We start from the raw sequence: 17204 nt of genomic DNA, 5'->3' as shown, positions 1-17204 counted from the left end.
CATCCGTCCCATCTATCTCTGCTACGCTGTCCGAAAGGTGTAGGTACCCTTAACAATGGTGAACACGGTGCCTTCGGTCAGCGGGTATTCTTTGTAGGGAACCATAGCTTCGCCTGCAAGCAGCGTCCCGTTCCTGGAATCCAGATCCTTCAGAATGTATCCTCCTGAGGCTCTGGAGATTTCAGCATGAACCCGTGAAGCACCCTCCGATTTCTCAATGTACTGGGCCACTTCAGAGGAGCGTCCAATAATGAAGCTGGGCCGGTTCAGCTCAATTCTCTCAATAGCTCCAACGTCATCCGGGTCGCTTCTTTCCAGATAAGGTACTGTCCTTCCGGCCTGGGGAAGACTGCTGCCTGTAGCCTGAACGGGTTCCCGGGTCAGCAGCGCTGTAGGCATCGCCGCTTCCTTCTTCTGCGGACTGCTGGCGGCCATCCCCATCCCCGGCGGAGCCTGTTGTCTGCCAGCCGGTGTAGCTGTGAAGCCGTTGACTCCCACAGTTGCTTCTTGTTGCTGAGGAGTGTAGACCGGGGCAGGAGGACGATGCCGATCTACCGGATTTCTGCCGAAATCCCACTCCAGATCGCTTCTCAGCTTACGGTTCCGGACTGTACTGTTATAATCCTCTGCCCCCTCCTCCAGAGTGTCCATCTCTTCCTCAGCTTCGCCCCAAGCCAGCCTTCCACTCCATACCAGCCAGCACACAGCCGCAAGTATTAGAGTTCCCGCAGCACATACTGCCAGCCAAACTGTCCGGGGATCATTCAGATAGAGGAATTTCCATAGTAACGCATCACCTAATAATGCCCCCAGCAATATATATGTCCTGTAAGGACTCTGCTTGTCCTCAGCCTGAACAGGTCCAACTGTTGCATCCATTGCTGTCTGAACTCTTGATAATCCCTCCTTACGCTTCAGTTGCGGCATACCGCTCATCCAAGGCGTGGGATTAAGCATCGAACCGGATGGCTGCGCCTCCTTATCTCCATGTACACGGGAGAACGCTGCGGCCGCGGACCTCTCCCTTCCCGGTTCCTCCAGCCTGCGATCCGTAGGCTGCGCCCAGTCTATCCTCGTTCCTGGTACAGCGGCAGAAGTGCCTAGGCCAGCCATAGGACTTAGATGTGCAGGCTCCGCTCCTTCAGCATGGGCCTTATGGGGTGTAACCTCCGTCAGCATTTCTGCGAGCAGCTCCTTCAGCCCCGCCGGACTAAAAGCTTCTTCCCCGCAATATTGCAGCAGCCGCTGAATCCCGTCACCCGATAACTCCTGAATGGCTCCCATGAAGACCATGATCAGCGATTTCAAGGCTTCTCCCGGCTTCAATGCGGGCTCAGTGAGTTCCAGCGGAATATAGGTCAGGAAGACCTTGCCGCTGCTGAGCGTACCTTCGATAAAGATAAAGTCCTCATGGAGCGCATACTGCTCTGTACGCAGCATATACAGTTGCCCCTCCTCCATCCCGGCAGCGATCTGCAGCATCAGCCCGAAGAATTCCGTCATGCTCAGCTTCCCGCTCTTAAGCAGCGCTCCCAGCATTTTACGTCTTGCAACCGTGTATTCCAGGGTAACCTGCAGATCTATTTCTCTAAGCAGCAAGCGTAAATGATGCGGTATCCCGCTGGTCATCAGCATCCGGGCCTGCACCATATTCAGCTCTCCTGCGCTCAGCCCCCCGGATTTGCCCAGCAGCATCGTTATTCCGTCCTGCTGGATGAAATCCCGTTCCAGTCCTAACAAGTCTCTTCACCTCCTAAGCTTGTCAACGATAAGCTCCAAGTCAGAAATAAATATAAGCACAGATGAAGCCCGGAAACACGGCCAGCATAAAGGGAAACCGGAGTAACTCCCCCTCCCGGCCCTTGGCCAGACTCATATTGCGGAGCAGCAGGAACCCGGCTGTTCTGCTAATCATGCTGCGTAGCCTGCGTCCTGTCTCCCTCCTGTAGAGAATGAAGATCCAGCCTACGACTGCCCCCAAGAGCACCGAATAGACAATAACCTGAAGCGAGAAAAGCACTCCTGTCCAAGCGCCGATAGCCGCAAAGAGCTTCACATCGCCAGCCCCCACCGCCCCGATAAAATACATAATCAGCAGGAGCAGGAAGCCTGCTACGCTGCCGCAAAGTGAAAACAGCAGCCCCTGCCAGCCATTGATAATCAACTGCAGTAGCAGTCCGCCAATCAGCGCAGGCAGTGTAATCCAGTTAGGAATTCTCATCCAGCGTATATCTGTGAATAATGCTGCTGTTAGGAACGGCAGGCAGCCCCATAACGCCCATTCCGTCATCCGTGCTCCTCTTTTCTCTACTCTTTTATTTGTTCACCACTGTAAAAGTCGCCTGAAGCGTAGCTCCATCAGCCAGACTAACCACGAAGGGCCAGGTACCCGGCGTAGTATTCACGCCGATCTTCCATTCCCATTCGATGTACCCGTGTTCATCTGCCTGCTTCCAGCCCAGATACTTGGCGGTACTCTGACCACTCTTGTAAAAGATCGACAGATTGGCCGATGCCCCGGGAGGCACCTTCACCTTGATAATGCCCTGGTGATTCGCTACTCCCGGATTCGGCTTCTCCAGGATCATAATGGTTCCGGTCTCCTCAGCAGGTTCAGCCGGATTTCCTTCCCCGGTTGAATCGGTGTTGCCGACCCATAAGCGTTCAACTGCGCTGGCCTCCAGCACGATTTTTTCATTCAGGAACGGGACTCGCATTGGCAGCTCATAGCTGACTACCATGCCGAAATATGGATGCGTCCCTTGCCTCAGATCGGGTACAGTGACATTGGATACATGAATTCTGCTATATTCAAGCCAGTCCGATGATAGATATGGCCGGAGCATCGGCTTAAGCACCAAATCCAGCGCAGCCTCGGATGCTCCCGCCTGCACCTTCTGCAGCGGCCCTTCTCCCTCCCGGATCACAGCCTTGACCCAGGATTCCATCGGCTGCGGAAGCTTCTCCACGTAGTCCTCACTCCACTCCGTTATCGACAGCCGCGGTATGCTCCAGATGCTGGAGGAGTCCGCATCATCTGAGTGCTCAGCCTCACCTGCTTCTCCGGCTTCCTCTCCACCTCCCCCCTCCTGCTGCTGCATGGCCAGAGCTGCCGGATACATATGGGTTGAGATTATTTTGACAGTGTCAGAAGCCGTACTCTGCAGCGCTGTTGAATACAAGGTCATTTGGATGATGAAGATGAGGAACAGGACAAATAGCAGGAACACAGGCAGAATCAATGCCGCCTCCACAACCATGCTGCCTTCATCCTTAGGGTCCGGCGATTTCCTCCGCCACCGCTTCATTCTACCCTCCCCCTTAGTAAGAAAAGTCAGCCACTGCTTGTCTGAAATAAACTTTGCCCCGCACATCCCCTGGCAGTCCGGCACTGTAATTCACCAGCTTCACTACACCCGGCAAAAACCAAAGCTGCATCCCCATCGTGATCCGCGCGGAGGCATATGTATATTTCTCTACCGGATTGATACCGGTATTCAGGCGGATCAGCGCAAGCATCCGGGACAACTGTTCTTCCCCTCCCCCATGCAACAGGAGGAACAGCCGAAGATAGTCACGATAGCTTAGCTGTGCGGTCATGTATTTGGATAAGGGAATCTCCCCCTTGGTGCAGAGCTGTATCATATCCTGGATAGCCTGCTCAATACCGTAGAGCAGTGCAGCAGCCAGGACGACAAGCGGATTTCCCATACCAGATTTCTCAATCAGGCCTTCCATCGTCCGCACAGCCAGCCGCAGAGCAAAGATCTCGCCATAAGCGGCTGCCACATTGCCTGCAGGATTATAGAATCCGTACAAAATATATTCCAGCTCTTGCGCCTGCGGCTTCAGCTGTTCTCCCAGCTGCTCACCGAATCCTTCAGCAGACCCGGAGGCCAGTGAGGTTAGCGCAGACAGATCGAAATGCCGGAAATACATCGCAGAGTACTCCGTCTGGTACAGCCGGTCTCTGGCTCCTGCCAACACACTGCCCATAGCAGCATATATCCCATCCATATCTTTCATAGACGACTTGCCCGCAGCGTATTGATCGCCAGTATTCACAGCAGCCCCCGGCTCCTGTTCAAGACCTTCGTTAAAGGCCACATTCTGCTGGTAGTATTGACGCAGACTACCATACTGCTCCATCGCTTCATGTGCGCTGCTTCCCAGCGCGCGGATCTGATCCAGCAGCTTCATCGCATCTCCAAGCTTCTTCTTCGCCTGCCCTTCTATCTGCTTGCGCTGGCTGTCATCAGTGCGGCGGCTCTCAATCTGTTCCGCTTCCTGTGTTATAACAGTACCGTGTTGCCCGTAGCTGCTTATATAGCCGTGCACTGCCCGGGAAGCATTAAGAACCCCTGCGCTCATAAGAGAATAGTCGGCATACAGCCCGGATGCTGTACTTAATATAGACGGCAAGCCGGAGACCAGCGGCTCCAAGGGAAGCGCGGTACTTCGCTGTATCCCGATGTTATTCCCCAGCCCGCTAAGCTCAGCCGGAGGAAGGATAAGTCCCTCCACCTGTGCTCTCAGCTTCTTAAGAGGCTCTGAGCTAAGCTCTCCGGCCGTGTCCGGAATGTCCCAGTTATGGGCAGGATCATCCCCCGCAGTGCTGGCATCCGCCTCCGCCTGATCAATGACACTCTTCATCTGAAGGTTCAGCGCATTCACCTGCTCAAGTGCAGCCTCTGCTTCATCCAGCAGACGGCCGTTTCTCTCCTGGAAGTCAGCCAGAACTACTGGTATCTTGCCTGTTATTTCACCAATCTGAACCTGATACTGTGATAGCACTGCCGTGTACTTTGGCCACGTCTTGGGGGGACGGTAATAATCGTCATAATACTTGTTCACATAATCCCCGTACATCGCCGGGATATCGGAGCTTGCGGCCAAGGTTGCGAGCGAACGCGCCGGAATACTGTCACCCGGAGGATTCATCAGCAGCTTCTGCAGGTTCTGTGCACTGTCAGCAGCTTCCTTGCGCTTCTTCAGCATGAGATCCAGAGCTTCCTCACGTTGATCATATAAGGGTTGCAAGTCACCCAGTATCTCTGTTGTCCGTGAAGCCTCAGTCATCGCCGCCGATAATGGCTTAAGCTTGCCCGCCAGCTCCAAGGCGAAATCAACCGGCGCTTTGTACTTCATCTCTTCTATAATCTGCCGCCGGAAGACCTCATAGGTGCCCAGCGGGTGGCTCCAGTCCAGCGAAGAGGAATCCACCATCACGGGCAGCAGGTTAAAGGCATCCCCCCGTCCGCTCTCGTACAGATTGTCGTTAAGCACCTTCGATAGCAGCTGATTGCCGTCCCCGCCGCCGAAGGCGAATAAGCCGTAGTTCTCGCGCAGCTCAATGTCATATGCCGACATTACAGAGCGTATAGCGGCTCTCGCCAGACGTTCCTCCTGCACATTCACCGCCGCAATCCGTGCGTAATCGATCAGCACAGCATTAAACAGAAATACAAACGCCACCACCATAATAAGAAAGACCGATACCGAACCTTCCACTGAGCAAAGACATCTGACAATATATCCAGGTAACCATTTGCCTATGCCTTGGGATGTACTACTGCTAATAGGATCACCGCCGTAATCCAAGCAGCGGCTCCGGCCAGGCGATTTGCTTAAGCACCTGCTGTGACTGAAAATACGCATCCGAACTTCCCCTTAACCTTATTCTTGAGCAGCCCGGCCCAAGCTGCTCCATCACCAGTCATCCTTAATGCAGTTTATCAAGCATCTGGGCTGCATGCTTTTTCTCCATGCCGATGCCCTCCTTACCGGCGGAGGAATCCTGTTTGAACTTCGATCCGTAGTAACGCATGAGATCCACCGTTCTTATGAATTCAACAGGCTCCGTAACGTAGGAGCGGGCATACACCTCAGGTGCGGCTCTATCGGCCAGCAGATTATCCAGAACAGGCAGATGTAGCACCTTCTTCAGCTCCGTACTGATTCTGCGGCCAGTCAATCCGTAGACATAACTCATTTCTCCCTGTAATCCGGCAGGCACCATCTGTGATGCCCGGCGCAGCTTCACTACCGGCAGGGGCCCTCCTTCTTCAGCATTACCAGGCAGCGTAATGGCCGTACTGCCATTCTCTGCTCCTGAACCGAATAGCGAAGCCAATAGTCCATCCTCACCGATTCTCCAGTACAGCGGATCAACATTTCCAGTCTGGAATTCTCCGCTTACCGCCCGGTTACTATTCTCCCAGTTATAAGCAGCCCGCTCCGCAGTAGCTGAGGCAATCTGCAGCAGCATCGACTTCTGATAGGTATATAAGGAGAAGAATAGCAGCACCATCGTAATCCCCATAACAATCGGCAGCAGAAGCGAAGCCTCGATAGTGAAGCTCCCCTCATCCTCCCGCAGCGGAATCACTCAAAGACTTCCTGGCTCTTATCTCCGGCAGTGCCGATCAGATCCTTAACCACCTTCACAATCTCCTCACGGAATACCAGAACGACCGCAATCAGGACAGCAATGATCAGGATCATCTCCAGTGTTCCCAGCCCCTCTTCATCTCTCCAAAAACTTCTTGCTCCTTCTGCCATCTGTGTTAACATACACCTCTACCTCCTACATTTTTAACATCATAATCGCCGGTGTTCCCACCAGCACAATCACAATCAAGAAGATAACCACCATCGGAAAAACCAGCTTCGACGATGCCTGTTCGCCGCGTGTGCGGCTGATCGCCTTGCGCTTCTCCCAGAGCATCCGTGACAGATCCCGCAGTGACAGAACAAAGTCGGCCCCGCCTCTGCGGTAATTAAGCAGCACTGTAGTTGTGAAGATGGAGACCTCCTGTACAGCACAGCGCTTACTGAAGTTCTCGAACGCCTGCTGGAAGGAGTAACCGCCGTCCCATTCAGCTGTCATCTTCATTAATTCAGCGTAGAGCGGATGAGCGCTATCCCCATGACGGCTGTTCACACAGCGTACAATCGCCCGCTGAACGGTCTCACCTGCGCCGACCAGCAGAACAATACTGTTCAGCAGCTCAGGAAGCTCCAGCATAATATTCTGCTCCCGTACACGTACCTTTTTGTGCAGATCGCTAACCATCGCCACCGGGAGTGCAACTGCCAAGAGCCCTCCGAGGATGATTCCCGCCTGCTCTCCCGTAAAGCTTGTCAGCGCACTTCCGCCTGCTGCAAGCAGCCAGCTGTAGCTAAGCATCTCCCCTATGAACAGCAAGGTACGTTCTGCACTGTAGCGCATACCATAGATCCGCTGCAGCGAACGTTGTATCCTGAACATTACGGACGGGAGATAACTGGCGATTCTTCCCTTCTCTACTAGCAACAATAGAGGCTCACCCAGCCGCCGCAGCCGCAGGCCTTCCATAGGCAGCTCCCGCAGAGCAGCATAACGGCTGCCGCATCTCAACCTCAGAATGAGCCAGCCTGCTGCGAGCAGAAGCAGAATCGCACCGCAGATCAAAGACATCCCCTTCACTCACCCTCCCTCACAGCGGAATATCCATGATCTTATTGGTCCAGAGGTAACAGAGGAACAGTGCAATCAGCGCCAGTGTAGACACGGCTATTCCTGCACCTGTGTACATTGGCTGCATGTAGTCTCCGGCGCTCAGACTCATGAACATCACCATCATCAGTGGAGAGACGAGCAGCGCCTTCGCCTCGAATTTCTTCTGGGCGATACTGACTGCGATATCCTGCTGGATATCCAGCTTCTCGCCGATGATCGATGAGGTGCGGCGTACGATCTCAACCAGATCCCCGCCCGTACGCTTGCAGACCATGAATACATCTGCGAAGCGCTCCACATCCTCCATTCCTGCTCTTTTGCTGAATTCGTACAGCGCATCTTCAATCGGCTCCCCGTTCTCCATCCGGGCACAGATGATATTCAGCTCGGAGATCATGTCACTTGCGCCCTCCGGGTCAAGCATCCGCAGATCCTGCACGGCTTCACGGAAAGCATTCTCCACCGAACGTCCGGCAGAGAGCGACGAAGAGAGTGAGAACAGCATCTGCTTGAATTGCAGATTCAGCGCAGCCCGGCGGCGCTGCAGCAGATATTCGCGCAGAAGCCGCGGCCCATAGGCGCTTCCGGGGACAAGCAGTGCCGCCAGGAGCAGCCGGTGATAGAACAAGTAACCAATACCGAACAACAGAGCTCCGGCACCCAGAATGACCAGCATTCTTTGCAGGGAGGTCAACTCGTATACGGTATAATCCGGCAACAGTATCTGCTCTCCCCCTTGAGATCCGCTAACCGGCAGTACGGGCAGTGTACTCTTCATGAACCCTTTGTTCTGCCTTACAGGGGGATGCCGGTCTCTCTTCTTCATGACGTTCAAGGTACATTCTCCTCCTCAGCAGAGCTTCTACTCTCATACTGCTTGAGCGGATAATCAAGGATTCCGGCCATCCGCAGCTTGTCTGTATGCAGAAGAGGGTTGCCGCACACCTCAAGCCTCCCCTGCACCCGGCCATCCTGTTCACCTGATTCCCGAAATTCATATAGAGGATTCAGGATGACTTCACCGCTGCGGATACCAGCAACTTCACTGATCTCCATCACCCGGCGTGAACGGTCACGCAGCCGCGACAGATGCACGAATATATTGATCGCTGAGCTAATCTGCTGACGGACTACGGTTACCGGCAGATCAGCAGCGCTGAGCACCATGGTCTCCAGGCGGCTGAGCATATCCAGCGCACTGTTCGAATGCCCCGTTGACAAGCTCCCGTCATGGCCGGTGTTCATCGCCTGCAGCATATCCAGACATTCAGCGCCCCGCACCTCGCCGACGACAATACGGTTAGGCCGCATCCGCAGCGAAGTGCGGATCAGATCACGGATCGTGATCTCGCCCCGCCCCTCTGTGTTAGCATTCCGGGTCTCCAGGGAGACCAGATTCGGAACCGTAACGATCTGCAGCTCTGCCGAATCCTCCACCGTAATGACACGCTCCTGCGGCGGGATGAACTGCGACAGGGCATTCAGGAAGGTTGTTTTGCCCGAGCCAGTACCGCCGCTGATAAAAATATTGTATTTGGCAGCAACCAGAATCCGCAGCAGCTCAGCCGCTTCCTCCGAGAGCGCTTCACGCCTCACCAGCTCCTCCATCGTCATCGGGGTCTCCGGGAATTTGCGGATGGTCATAGCCGGACCCTTCAGCGCGGCAGGCGGCAGTACGATATTGACACGCGAGCCATCCTGGAGCCGTGCATCCACAATCGGCGACGATTCATTAACCACACGGTTGACGCCGGAGACAATAATCTGAATGATATCCTCCAGCCTACTCCCCGATTCAAAAGCCAGCGGCAGCCTGCGGATCATCCCCTCTTCCTCGATAAAAATCTCCTCATGGCTGTTGATCATAATCTCGGTGATCGCCGGATTATCCACCAGCGGCTGGAGAATATCCAGCCCCCGGAAGGAATCGAACAGCTTCTTCACCAGCTCGTGCTTCTCCTGAGCAGTCAGGAGGCGTAATTGTTCCCGCTCCAGAATGATCCGTTCGATATAAGCAGCCAGCTCATCATTCCCGATGACCGAGGTCACATCCAGCCCTGCCCGGATGTCGCTGCGCAGGGCGCGGAACATCTCTTCATTCATACTGGAATCCCGGTGAACACCCCAGGCAATGCAGGCTCTACTATAGCTCTGGAGAGCTGCTGTATACCGTCAATGAATTGGGGAGAGCTTAGACAGAGTTCTCCATAATGCTGTAACCCCCAGGATGGAATATACGGAAGTACAGCATCCAGCCTGAGTGTTGAGGATAGCGGCCCTTCATTCTTCGCTCCGGTCCAGCCGTTCATGACGAATCGGCTCCTGTTCACCAGCTCCGGCTGCATGCCGGAGTGCGGACTTGCAATATAATCCAGCCAGCTTTCGGTCTTGCGGATACCGGCCTGTTCATTCTTCAGCACCCACAGCAGAATGCCACACCTGTTCAGAACAGCCTGGGCCCGTTCTTCCTCAATAGCGCCGGTGTCTACAATAACCACATCATAGCTTCCGGCTCCGGCCAGCCCCTCCAGTAGATCCAGCGTGTCCTGCCGGGACATCTGGAGCATCTCCTTGAAATTCTCCACAGGCCGGAAGGCATCACACCGCAGACTGTCATGTCTGAACGCATAATCAGTCCATTTCGGCTGCCCTCTCCCCCTCTTATTCTCTGGCCCTCCGGCCTTAAGCTCATACAAGAGCCGCTCAAGACCGGGAACATGACTCCCCGGCATACGCAGGATGAAGCCGCTGCTGTCCACACTCTCCAGGTTCAGATAGAACACGGACAGGCCCACCGCTCCAAGCTGCTTCGCCATGTTCAACGCTACCGTGGTTTTGCCGCTGCCGCCGCTGGCCGAGACGATCCCGAGCAGCAGCGTTGCTTCCTTAGGCAGAGCTGCTGTCCGTACCCGCTTCAGATCACTCAGCTGGAGAATCGCTTCCAGCAGCGATGGCAGTGCCTGATACTTGGCAATATGCCTTCCCCCAGCCAGGTCCCGGCCATTCGGCAATTCTCCGCCTTCACTTAAGACAGCCCAGGGAACCGTACTTCTCCCTTCCACCAGCCAAGCTTCAATGAAGGACGGGTCACCGGCAACCGCATCCGGCAGCTCGTCACCTGTCATAAATTCCATAAAAGCGTCCAGTCTGCTGAAAGCCGTAATCCGCAGCATCTCCCCATATTCGCTATGATGCAGGTAATGAAGCAGCGGTTCAATATACTGGCTCTCCCGGACTGCAAGCACGATTCTTGCCGTCATGAACTTCTCCTCCTCTCTTGAATACATGGGAAAAAGAACAGCAAAAAAGCACCGCCAATAACCGTGAATACGGTCATTGAACGGTGCTTCCGTTACTGTTCCTGTAATTTACTGCTATAGTAGCATATATACAAGAGGTCGGCAATATCTTTTTCACCACTATTTGAGAGAATTCCTCAGAATCCCCCTTCACTCTACAGAAATCTGCGCTTCATATCCGGTGTCGGCAGCAGACACTGCTCATCCCGGCCGAACCAGCGGTAGCGGTTCCTGGCCACAATCCTGTACATAGCATTACGCAGCGGTCCCGGAATCAGGATGAACACATAGGCGGCGGGCCACGGGAACCGGAGTCTGCGGGCAATCCGCAGCACTGCTGCCGATTTTGTATAATACTTGCCGTCCTCGATCAGCACCACAGTATCTAATTGATGCTCGGGCAGACCGCCTGTCTTAAGCAGTTCCCGGGCCGCTTCACTCTGCAAGGAGGCGAATTTGAAGTGCGCCTTGGGATCACGCGGAATAATGAACCGGACGACTCCCTGGCACAGATGACACACCCCATCGATCAGCACAATAGCTTCGCCCTGCAATTCCTTCCGCTCTTCAGCCACATCGCCGCCCCCTTCCGCTTAAGCATAGTGTAACATTCATATCCCCTTTTGAAAAAAAAGCAAAAAACGCGGGATAGCTCCCGCGCCTACAACGTCCGTTCGTCTAATTATTCAGCAATTGCTTTGTTAATCCATTCGTCCCCGGTCATTTGCTCTTCGAAATCAGCAGTGAAGGATTCCATGCATTTGCAGATGAAATCTTTGCGGCATACCGGACAAGGAGTCTTGAGCAGGCGGCTGATGTTCGTCATTTTCCATTCCGGAAACCGGTTGTAGAACGCGCGGCACTCCGTTCCGTCAGCAAGCTTGATAATGAACTCGTACAATCCTTCCTTATCATTGCTGCTGGCTTTGGTCACATTCGTAATACTCGGTTTGTAAGACATCTTCATCACCCATTATTTAAATTTTTGGTAGTTAATAGCACGCGCGACATTAACAGATACTTAGACATATTAAAGAATTTCCGGGGTGATGTCAACCAAAGTACAGGCTCCTGCAAGCTATTTACCACACTTCCGGCCTTCTCAGACTCTATTTAGCCATTATTCCCAGCTTTGTCCATTCCTACCCGTGGTTCTGCGGCTCTACATAACGCAAGACCAGACATTGACTGTCTGGTCTTACGAATAAGCATGCTATTCAATTGAACATTGCTATCTATCTCTACAGAACGTTCAGTTCAACCTCGATATTTCCGCGGGTCGCCTTGGAGTACGGGCAGAAATCATGGGCTTTCTTAGCCAGATCCTCTGCCACAGAGCGCTCAATACCCGGCAGCTTCACATCCAGCTTCACGGCCAGCTTGAAGCCTCCGTCGCTCTCGTCCTTGCCGATCAGCACATTCGAGGTAATCTCGACATCCTGCAGTTTTACGCCTTCTTTACGGGCAATATTAGCAAGGGCACTCTCATAGCACGCACCATAACCTGCCGCGAACAGTTGCTCCGGATTTGTACCTGCACCACCAGGACCTCCAAGCTCCTTCGGAATTTTGAGATCATGCTTCAGCGCTCCGTCGGACGATTCCACCGAACCTTCACGGCCTCCGCGAACCTTGGCTGTAGCAGTATATAGGGGTTTCAGTTTCACTGTACTCATCTTTAATCTTCTCCTTTTTTAACACAAATTTTGTAAGAACACTTATCCTTAACTTAAACAACCTCACATTTTTGAAACGACCAGGCACATTATTACCTTTTAAAACTTGCTTCCGGCGGTGAATAGTGTACAATTAAATTGTGATAAATCAATGTTCGGGAGGAATCATTCATGAATGTCCATGATTTTGAAGCCAACACCCTGCGGGGCCAGGAAGAATCACTCTCCAAGTACAAAGGCAAGGTTCTGCTCGTCGTGAATACAGCCAGCAAGTGCGGACTCACCCCGCAATATAAGGGTCTCCAGGAAGTGTACGATAAATTCAAAGACCGCGGTTTTGAGATTCTGGGCTTCCCCAGCAATCAGTTTGCCGGACAGGAGCCGGGTGAGAGCGAGGATATTGCCGAGTTCTGCGAGATCAATTACGGTGTATCCTTCCCCATGTATGAGAAAATTAATGTCAACGGCAGCGAAGCCCATCCTTTATTCAAATATCTGTCCAAAGAGGCACCGGGAGTGCTCGGCTCGAAGAGCATCAAATGGAACTTCACCAAGTTCCTGGTGGACCAGGAAGGCCGTGTACTGAAGCGGTTCTCCCCGCAGACTACACCGGATCAGATCGAAGAGGATATCGAGAAGCTGCTGCGCTAGAGCATCCTAATTCGACTATATGCTGCAATATACAAACACCCTTTTGGCCAGAATGCACGACGGTTCAAAAGGGTGTTTTCTTCATAAACTCGCTGGTGAACTGTCTGTAATCAGCCCCGGTAGCAAGCCTTGCATCATCTAGCCAGGCGTAACCGCATATGGTCACGTACATCCTTCCATGAAATCAGCCGGATATCTTCATCCTCTAACAACTTCCGGAACTCCCTGTCGATACACATATGATATTCCATTTCTCTTTTAGCAGAGGAAGGCGTTAGGCAGCGCATTTCGGCAGTGTCCCGGGAAGGGTGGATGACCAGTTCCGTTATTCCACCACTCATTTCTTGAATGGCCTTTACTATTTCACGCTTTACATCTGCGTATTTTTCACCATCGTTTTGTTCATAAGGCAGAATTAATAAATCATCTATTAAAGGAATTCCCCGCCGGTCCGCCGAGGCAATCCTCGACCGGAACAACTCACGCATATACGGGGATAAAAAAGGCTGGTCCACAATCTTCCGGGGTAATTTGAACGGGAGTTGGTATTCCTCACAGAGATCAAAGGCCAGCTCCAAAAAGTCCCTTCCCCCCGCAAGTCCCAATAGACTGCCCTCATGACTATCCAGATGGGTCGGATCAATTCCTAACCTTATAGCAGCTTCAATCTGATTACGACATTCTGTCCTGACCGCTTCTACAGAAGCATACAGTTCCACTTCTGCCGGTGTTCCCCAGAAATATCCTTCCGCCGTAATCAGTGACTCAACACCCGCCCCTCCCGTTACCGGCTTCCATTTATACTGCAGGAAACTGGAAGTAAGCGTAAGATGCACACCGATATTGGCTTCATGATTATGTACCGCATAATCAGCGGCTTGCTTCAACCAGGGACCTGGAATCATAATCATGGATGAAGTAATCGCCTGATCCCTCCATAACTCCATAATCGCCGCATTCATAGAATGACACATACCGAAATCATCCGCAGTAATAATCAGGCAGCGCTCGTTCAGAGGCCATTCCCCCTAAATTCCCCATTCTGTTCTACACACATATCCTCAACCCCTTTACGTGTACTTCTGCACTTACTTACAGCTCAAAACACAAACAAACAACAAAAAACCTGAAGTCCCTTAAATCAAGGAATTCCAGGTTTCTGCTGTACATTGAATGCGGTAGAGAGGACTCGAACCTCCACGGGTATACACCCACTACCCCCTCAAGATAGCGTGTCTGCCATTCCACCACTACCGCGCGGTGTGTCTAACGTTGAAGCATTGTTTGAGGCCAACATTCAATATTATAAATCGGTTGCGCTCAAAAGTAAAGATACCCGCTTAAGAATTTTCGCCTTTCGTATCCTGATCCTTCCGGTACTTGGTGAAGGCCAGATATTCCTTAATAAAGTTCTTTTCCTCCGGCAGCAATTCCTCGGTTTGGCAATTCAATTGCCGCATTTGGCCAAAAAAATAATCCTCGCCGCTTTCCTGAATCGTTTGGGGCTGTTTGCCCAGGATCAGCCAATCTAAGCTCACATGAAAAAATGCAGCAATCTCAATCAGCTTATGTGTACCAGGCGTAGATTTGCCACGCTTCCAGTCTCCCATATTGCCGGTGCTGATTCCGAGCTGTGCACAGAAGGATTTCTTCGTAATTCCTTGCCGTTTAATCAATAGTTCAATACGTTCATAGATGGATTGCATCAGTCAACTGCCTCCCCAAAAAATATAATACGTAAAAACGTTATTTTTTATTGAAAAATGACGTAAAAAAGTATATAATTAACTATTATTATATCTTTACCTATTTTATATCATACCGGCTGGATAGTCGATACGAGGTGAGCAATCTGAACAGCAAACGCCCTATTACTGCCTACGGCTGGGCCATTAAGCAGCGTCTGGCAGAACTGCACTTGGATCAGAAGAAATTCTGTGAATTACATGACATCCCACCCTATCGGCTGTCCAACCTGATTCACGGCACGCGCAAGGCAGACAGATACCGCCGTCAAGTCGCTGAATTGTTGAATCTGCCGCCATCTTAGTTCCAGTTGGAGCAGCAGTTCTCCATGTGTGGACCGACCGGCATTATTCTTCTTGTAGCTACTGTTATTCTACCTTATCTTGGCAAAATCCTTCTTTTCCCGCGCACTCTATTCATACACAAAAAAACCTCTCCGGTGAAATGGCTGAGCGTACTCCATTTCACCACAAGAGAGGTTTCTTTCCTGTTTTTTCCGGTTTCTTACCTAATTTAGTGAGTTAGCCTTTGACCGCTCCGCCGGTAAGTCCTCTGACCAGGGTCTTGGAGCCGAACAGGAAGAGAATAATCAGCGGCAGTGTACCGAGGGTAAGCCCCAGAATACTCGCCGAATAATCCGTACGGAACACAGTGGACAGATTGGCAATGCCCAGCGGCAGCGTGTACAGCTCGGGCTTGTTGATCGTGACCAGCGGCAGCAGATAGCCGTTCCAGGACCCGAGGAAGGAGATCAGCCCCAGGGTGCTGATGGCCGGCATGAGGAACGGAACAACAATTCTTGTAAGAATAGCCGGTTCCGAGCAGCCGTCGATCCGCGCGCTCTCAATAACCTCTGTCGGGACGGAGGAGCGAATGAACTGGGTCATGAAGAATACGCCGAAGGCATTATTCAGTCCGGCCAGAATGAGCGGCGCATGGGTGTTGTTCAGGTGGAACCACTTCATCTCCATGACATAAGCAATCAGGCCCAGGTGTCCCGGAATCATCATCGTCAGCAGAATGAAGCCGTACAACGCATTTTTACCCTTGAATTCATATTTGGCAAAAGCAAACCCGGTAATCGAGGCCACCCCAACTGTCACCAGGGTGAACAACACGGCAACATAGAAGCTGTTCCAATAATTCCGCAGGAAGCTGGCGGACATGATCGTCTGCAGATTCTCCAGCAGATAGCCGCTGGGCAGAATCGGAAGCTGCTTGAACAGGTCCTCGGAATAGTAGGTTCCCATCACAATCATCATATAGAACGGGAACAGGAACGCGATAGCGATCAGGCTAAGCAGCAATACGGTAAAGAATTTCTTCGCTCTCATTTGTCGTCACCGCCCCTGTTGATCCATTTCATGCCAACTACTGAGAACAAGGCGATGAACAGGAAGGTGCCGTAAGCAATCGCTGCCCCTTTGCCGTACTTGAACGCACTGCCGTTGAAGGAAGCATCGAACATGTACCAGATCGGTGTGAAGGTGGAACCGTCTGGCCCCCCTACCATACTGGAGCCGGAAGCCCAGCCGCTGAACAGCAGCATCGGTTCTTCGACAAGCTGCAAGCCGCTGATAATAGAAGTAATAATCAGGAACAGGTTGATCGGCTTCAGCAGCGGAATCGTAATGCGCGTGAACACATCTTTGGAGGAGGCTCCGTCAATGACTGCGGCCTCGTAGATAGAAGTATCAATACTGGCCATCCCCGCCGTGTAGAACATGACGAAATACCCAAGATTTTTCCAGAAGACCATCAGGATGACTACCCAGCGGGAGGAGCTTGCGGAGCCCAGCCAATTAATCTTCTCCTGAATGATGCCCAGCTCCATCAGCATATTATTGAAGAACCCGCCCTGCCAGTCGAACAACAGGGAGAAAATAATCCCGACAGCGACCGGAGTCGTCATATAGGCACTGAATACGCTGAGCCGGAACAAGGTTTTGCGGCGGATCAGCTTGCTTTCGATAAGGCTGGCTACCAGCATTCCCATAAGGACAAGGGCCGGAAGGTATACCGCCATGAAGATCATGACATTGAGCAGGGATTTCCAGAAGAAGGCATCATGGAAAAATAACTGCGTGTAATTGCTGAATCCGATGAAATTCCGGTTGCCGTACAAATCCCAGTCGGTAAGACTGATATATAGAGTGAAGAGAATTGGGAACAAGCTCAGTACGGCGTAGGATAAGAAATAAGGCGTGATGAACAGGTACGGCCATTTATTTTTGCTGCTGATTCCCTTCGTTTTCATAATTCTTCACTTCCTATCCGTTAAAACGGCAGCCTGTTCTTTCGAGCGGGCCGCCGCTTTTTATATAGTATATG

Annotated in this window: 19 protein-coding genes and 1 tRNA gene; 2 read left to right on the top strand and 18 right to left on the bottom strand. The window is 52.2% G+C overall.

Annotated elements, in window-relative coordinates; genetic code table 11:
* Positions 1-21: 21 nt before the first annotated feature.
* The 13 genes from MKY86_RS04810 to MKY86_RS04750 form a co-directional block, all read right to left on the bottom strand.
* Positions 22-1740, bottom strand: a complete 1719-nt coding sequence (locus MKY86_RS04810) for a DUF6382 domain-containing protein (protein ID WP_076082415.1) — start codon at positions 1738-1740, stop codon at positions 22-24.
* 40 nt (positions 1741-1780) lie between these two features.
* The gene (locus MKY86_RS04805; RefSeq protein ID WP_076082412.1) at positions 1781-2290 is read right to left on the bottom strand and encodes an A24 family peptidase; all 510 of its coding nucleotides are present in this window, start codon (positions 2288-2290) and stop codon (positions 1781-1783) included.
* A 25-nt stretch (positions 2291-2315) separates the two neighbouring features.
* Positions 2316-3308: a TadE/TadG family type IV pilus assembly protein gene (locus MKY86_RS04800; protein WP_076082410.1), complete on the bottom strand. Its 993-nt coding sequence runs from the start codon at positions 3306-3308 to the stop codon at positions 2316-2318.
* Between the two features lie 13 nt (positions 3309-3321).
* Positions 3322-5511 (bottom strand): hypothetical protein, encoded by a 2190-nt coding sequence (locus MKY86_RS04795; RefSeq protein ID WP_340826399.1) that lies wholly within the window; start codon positions 5509-5511, stop codon positions 3322-3324.
* A 211-nt stretch (positions 5512-5722) separates the two neighbouring features.
* A complete protein-coding gene (locus MKY86_RS04790; RefSeq protein WP_076082408.1) occupies positions 5723-6388 on the bottom strand; it encodes a TadE/TadG family type IV pilus assembly protein in 666 nt (221 codons plus the stop codon).
* A complete protein-coding gene (locus MKY86_RS04785; protein WP_076082406.1) occupies positions 6385-6573 on the bottom strand; it encodes a Flp1 family type IVb pilin in 189 nt (62 codons plus the stop codon). The genes MKY86_RS04790 and MKY86_RS04785 overlap by 4 nt, the downstream gene beginning before the upstream one ends.
* Positions 6574-6586: 13 nt before the next feature.
* Positions 6587-7459, bottom strand: coding sequence for a type II secretion system F family protein (locus tag MKY86_RS04780; protein WP_076082404.1), 873 nt, complete (start codon positions 7457-7459; stop codon positions 6587-6589).
* A 19-nt stretch (positions 7460-7478) separates the two neighbouring features.
* Complete coding sequence (locus tag MKY86_RS04775; protein WP_076082513.1) at positions 7479-8279, bottom strand: type II secretion system F family protein; 801 nt, start codon at positions 8277-8279, stop codon at positions 7479-7481.
* 53 nt (positions 8280-8332) lie between these two features.
* Complete coding sequence (locus MKY86_RS04770; RefSeq protein ID WP_076082402.1) at positions 8333-9604, bottom strand: CpaF family protein; 1272 nt, start codon at positions 9602-9604, stop codon at positions 8333-8335.
* Positions 9601-10761, bottom strand: a complete 1161-nt coding sequence (locus MKY86_RS04765) for a hypothetical protein (protein ID WP_076082400.1) — start codon at positions 10759-10761, stop codon at positions 9601-9603. The genes MKY86_RS04770 and MKY86_RS04765 overlap by 4 nt, the downstream gene beginning before the upstream one ends.
* 194 nt (positions 10762-10955) lie before the next feature.
* Positions 10956-11375, bottom strand: a complete 420-nt coding sequence (locus MKY86_RS04760) for a thiol-disulfide oxidoreductase DCC family protein (RefSeq protein ID WP_076082398.1) — start codon at positions 11373-11375, stop codon at positions 10956-10958.
* A gap of 107 nt (positions 11376-11482) precedes the next feature.
* Complete coding sequence (locus MKY86_RS04755; protein WP_036727511.1) at positions 11483-11761, bottom strand: hypothetical protein; 279 nt, start codon at positions 11759-11761, stop codon at positions 11483-11485.
* Between the two features lie 280 nt (positions 11762-12041).
* On the bottom strand, positions 12042-12461 hold the full coding sequence (locus MKY86_RS04750; RefSeq protein ID WP_076082511.1) for an organic hydroperoxide resistance protein: 420 nt from the start codon (positions 12459-12461) through the stop codon (positions 12042-12044).
* A gap of 186 nt (positions 12462-12647) precedes the next feature.
* On the opposite strand from MKY86_RS04750, the gene MKY86_RS04745 reads away from it, so the two are divergent.
* Positions 12648-13127 carry a glutathione peroxidase gene (locus tag MKY86_RS04745; RefSeq protein ID WP_076082396.1) on the top strand — a complete coding sequence of 160 codons (480 nt, stop codon included), beginning with the start codon at positions 12648-12650 and terminating at the stop codon, positions 13125-13127.
* 134 nt (positions 13128-13261) lie between these two features.
* On the opposite strand, the gene MKY86_RS04740 is transcribed toward MKY86_RS04745, so the two are convergent.
* The 3 genes from MKY86_RS04740 to MKY86_RS04730 all read right to left on the bottom strand — a co-directional run bounded on the left by MKY86_RS04740 (position 13262) and on the right by MKY86_RS04730 (position 14833).
* The gene (locus MKY86_RS04740) at positions 13262-14122 is read right to left on the bottom strand and encodes a polysaccharide deacetylase family protein (protein WP_340827764.1); all 861 of its coding nucleotides are present in this window, start codon (positions 14120-14122) and stop codon (positions 13262-13264) included.
* Positions 14123-14301: 179 nt separating this feature from the next.
* Positions 14302-14384: transfer RNA gene (locus MKY86_RS04735), tRNA-Leu, on the bottom strand.
* 83 nt (positions 14385-14467) lie between these two features.
* A complete protein-coding gene (locus MKY86_RS04730; protein WP_076082391.1) occupies positions 14468-14833 on the bottom strand; it encodes a helix-turn-helix domain-containing protein in 366 nt (121 codons plus the stop codon).
* A 146-nt stretch (positions 14834-14979) separates the two neighbouring features.
* Here MKY86_RS04730 and MKY86_RS04725 point away from each other — a divergent pair, with 146 nt between their 5' ends.
* Complete coding sequence (locus MKY86_RS04725; RefSeq protein WP_036697411.1) at positions 14980-15177, top strand: hypothetical protein; 198 nt, start codon at positions 14980-14982, stop codon at positions 15175-15177.
* A 217-nt stretch (positions 15178-15394) separates the two neighbouring features.
* Here the strand turns inward: MKY86_RS04725 and MKY86_RS04720 are convergent, their stop codons facing one another.
* A complete protein-coding gene (locus tag MKY86_RS04720) occupies positions 15395-16207 on the bottom strand; it encodes a carbohydrate ABC transporter permease (protein ID WP_076082389.1) in 813 nt (270 codons plus the stop codon).
* Entirely contained in the window at positions 16204-17130 is a 927-nt protein-coding gene (locus MKY86_RS04715; protein WP_076082387.1) for a carbohydrate ABC transporter permease, read from the bottom strand. The genes MKY86_RS04720 and MKY86_RS04715 overlap by 4 nt, the downstream gene beginning before the upstream one ends.
* Between the last annotated feature and the right edge of the window lie 74 nt (positions 17131-17204).

Source organism: Paenibacillus sp. FSL R7-0333 (assembly GCF_038000365.1).
GTDB lineage: Bacteria > Bacillota > Bacilli > Paenibacillales > Paenibacillaceae > Paenibacillus_AQ > Paenibacillus_AQ silagei.
This window is presented reverse-complemented; position numbering and strand designations above follow the sequence as displayed.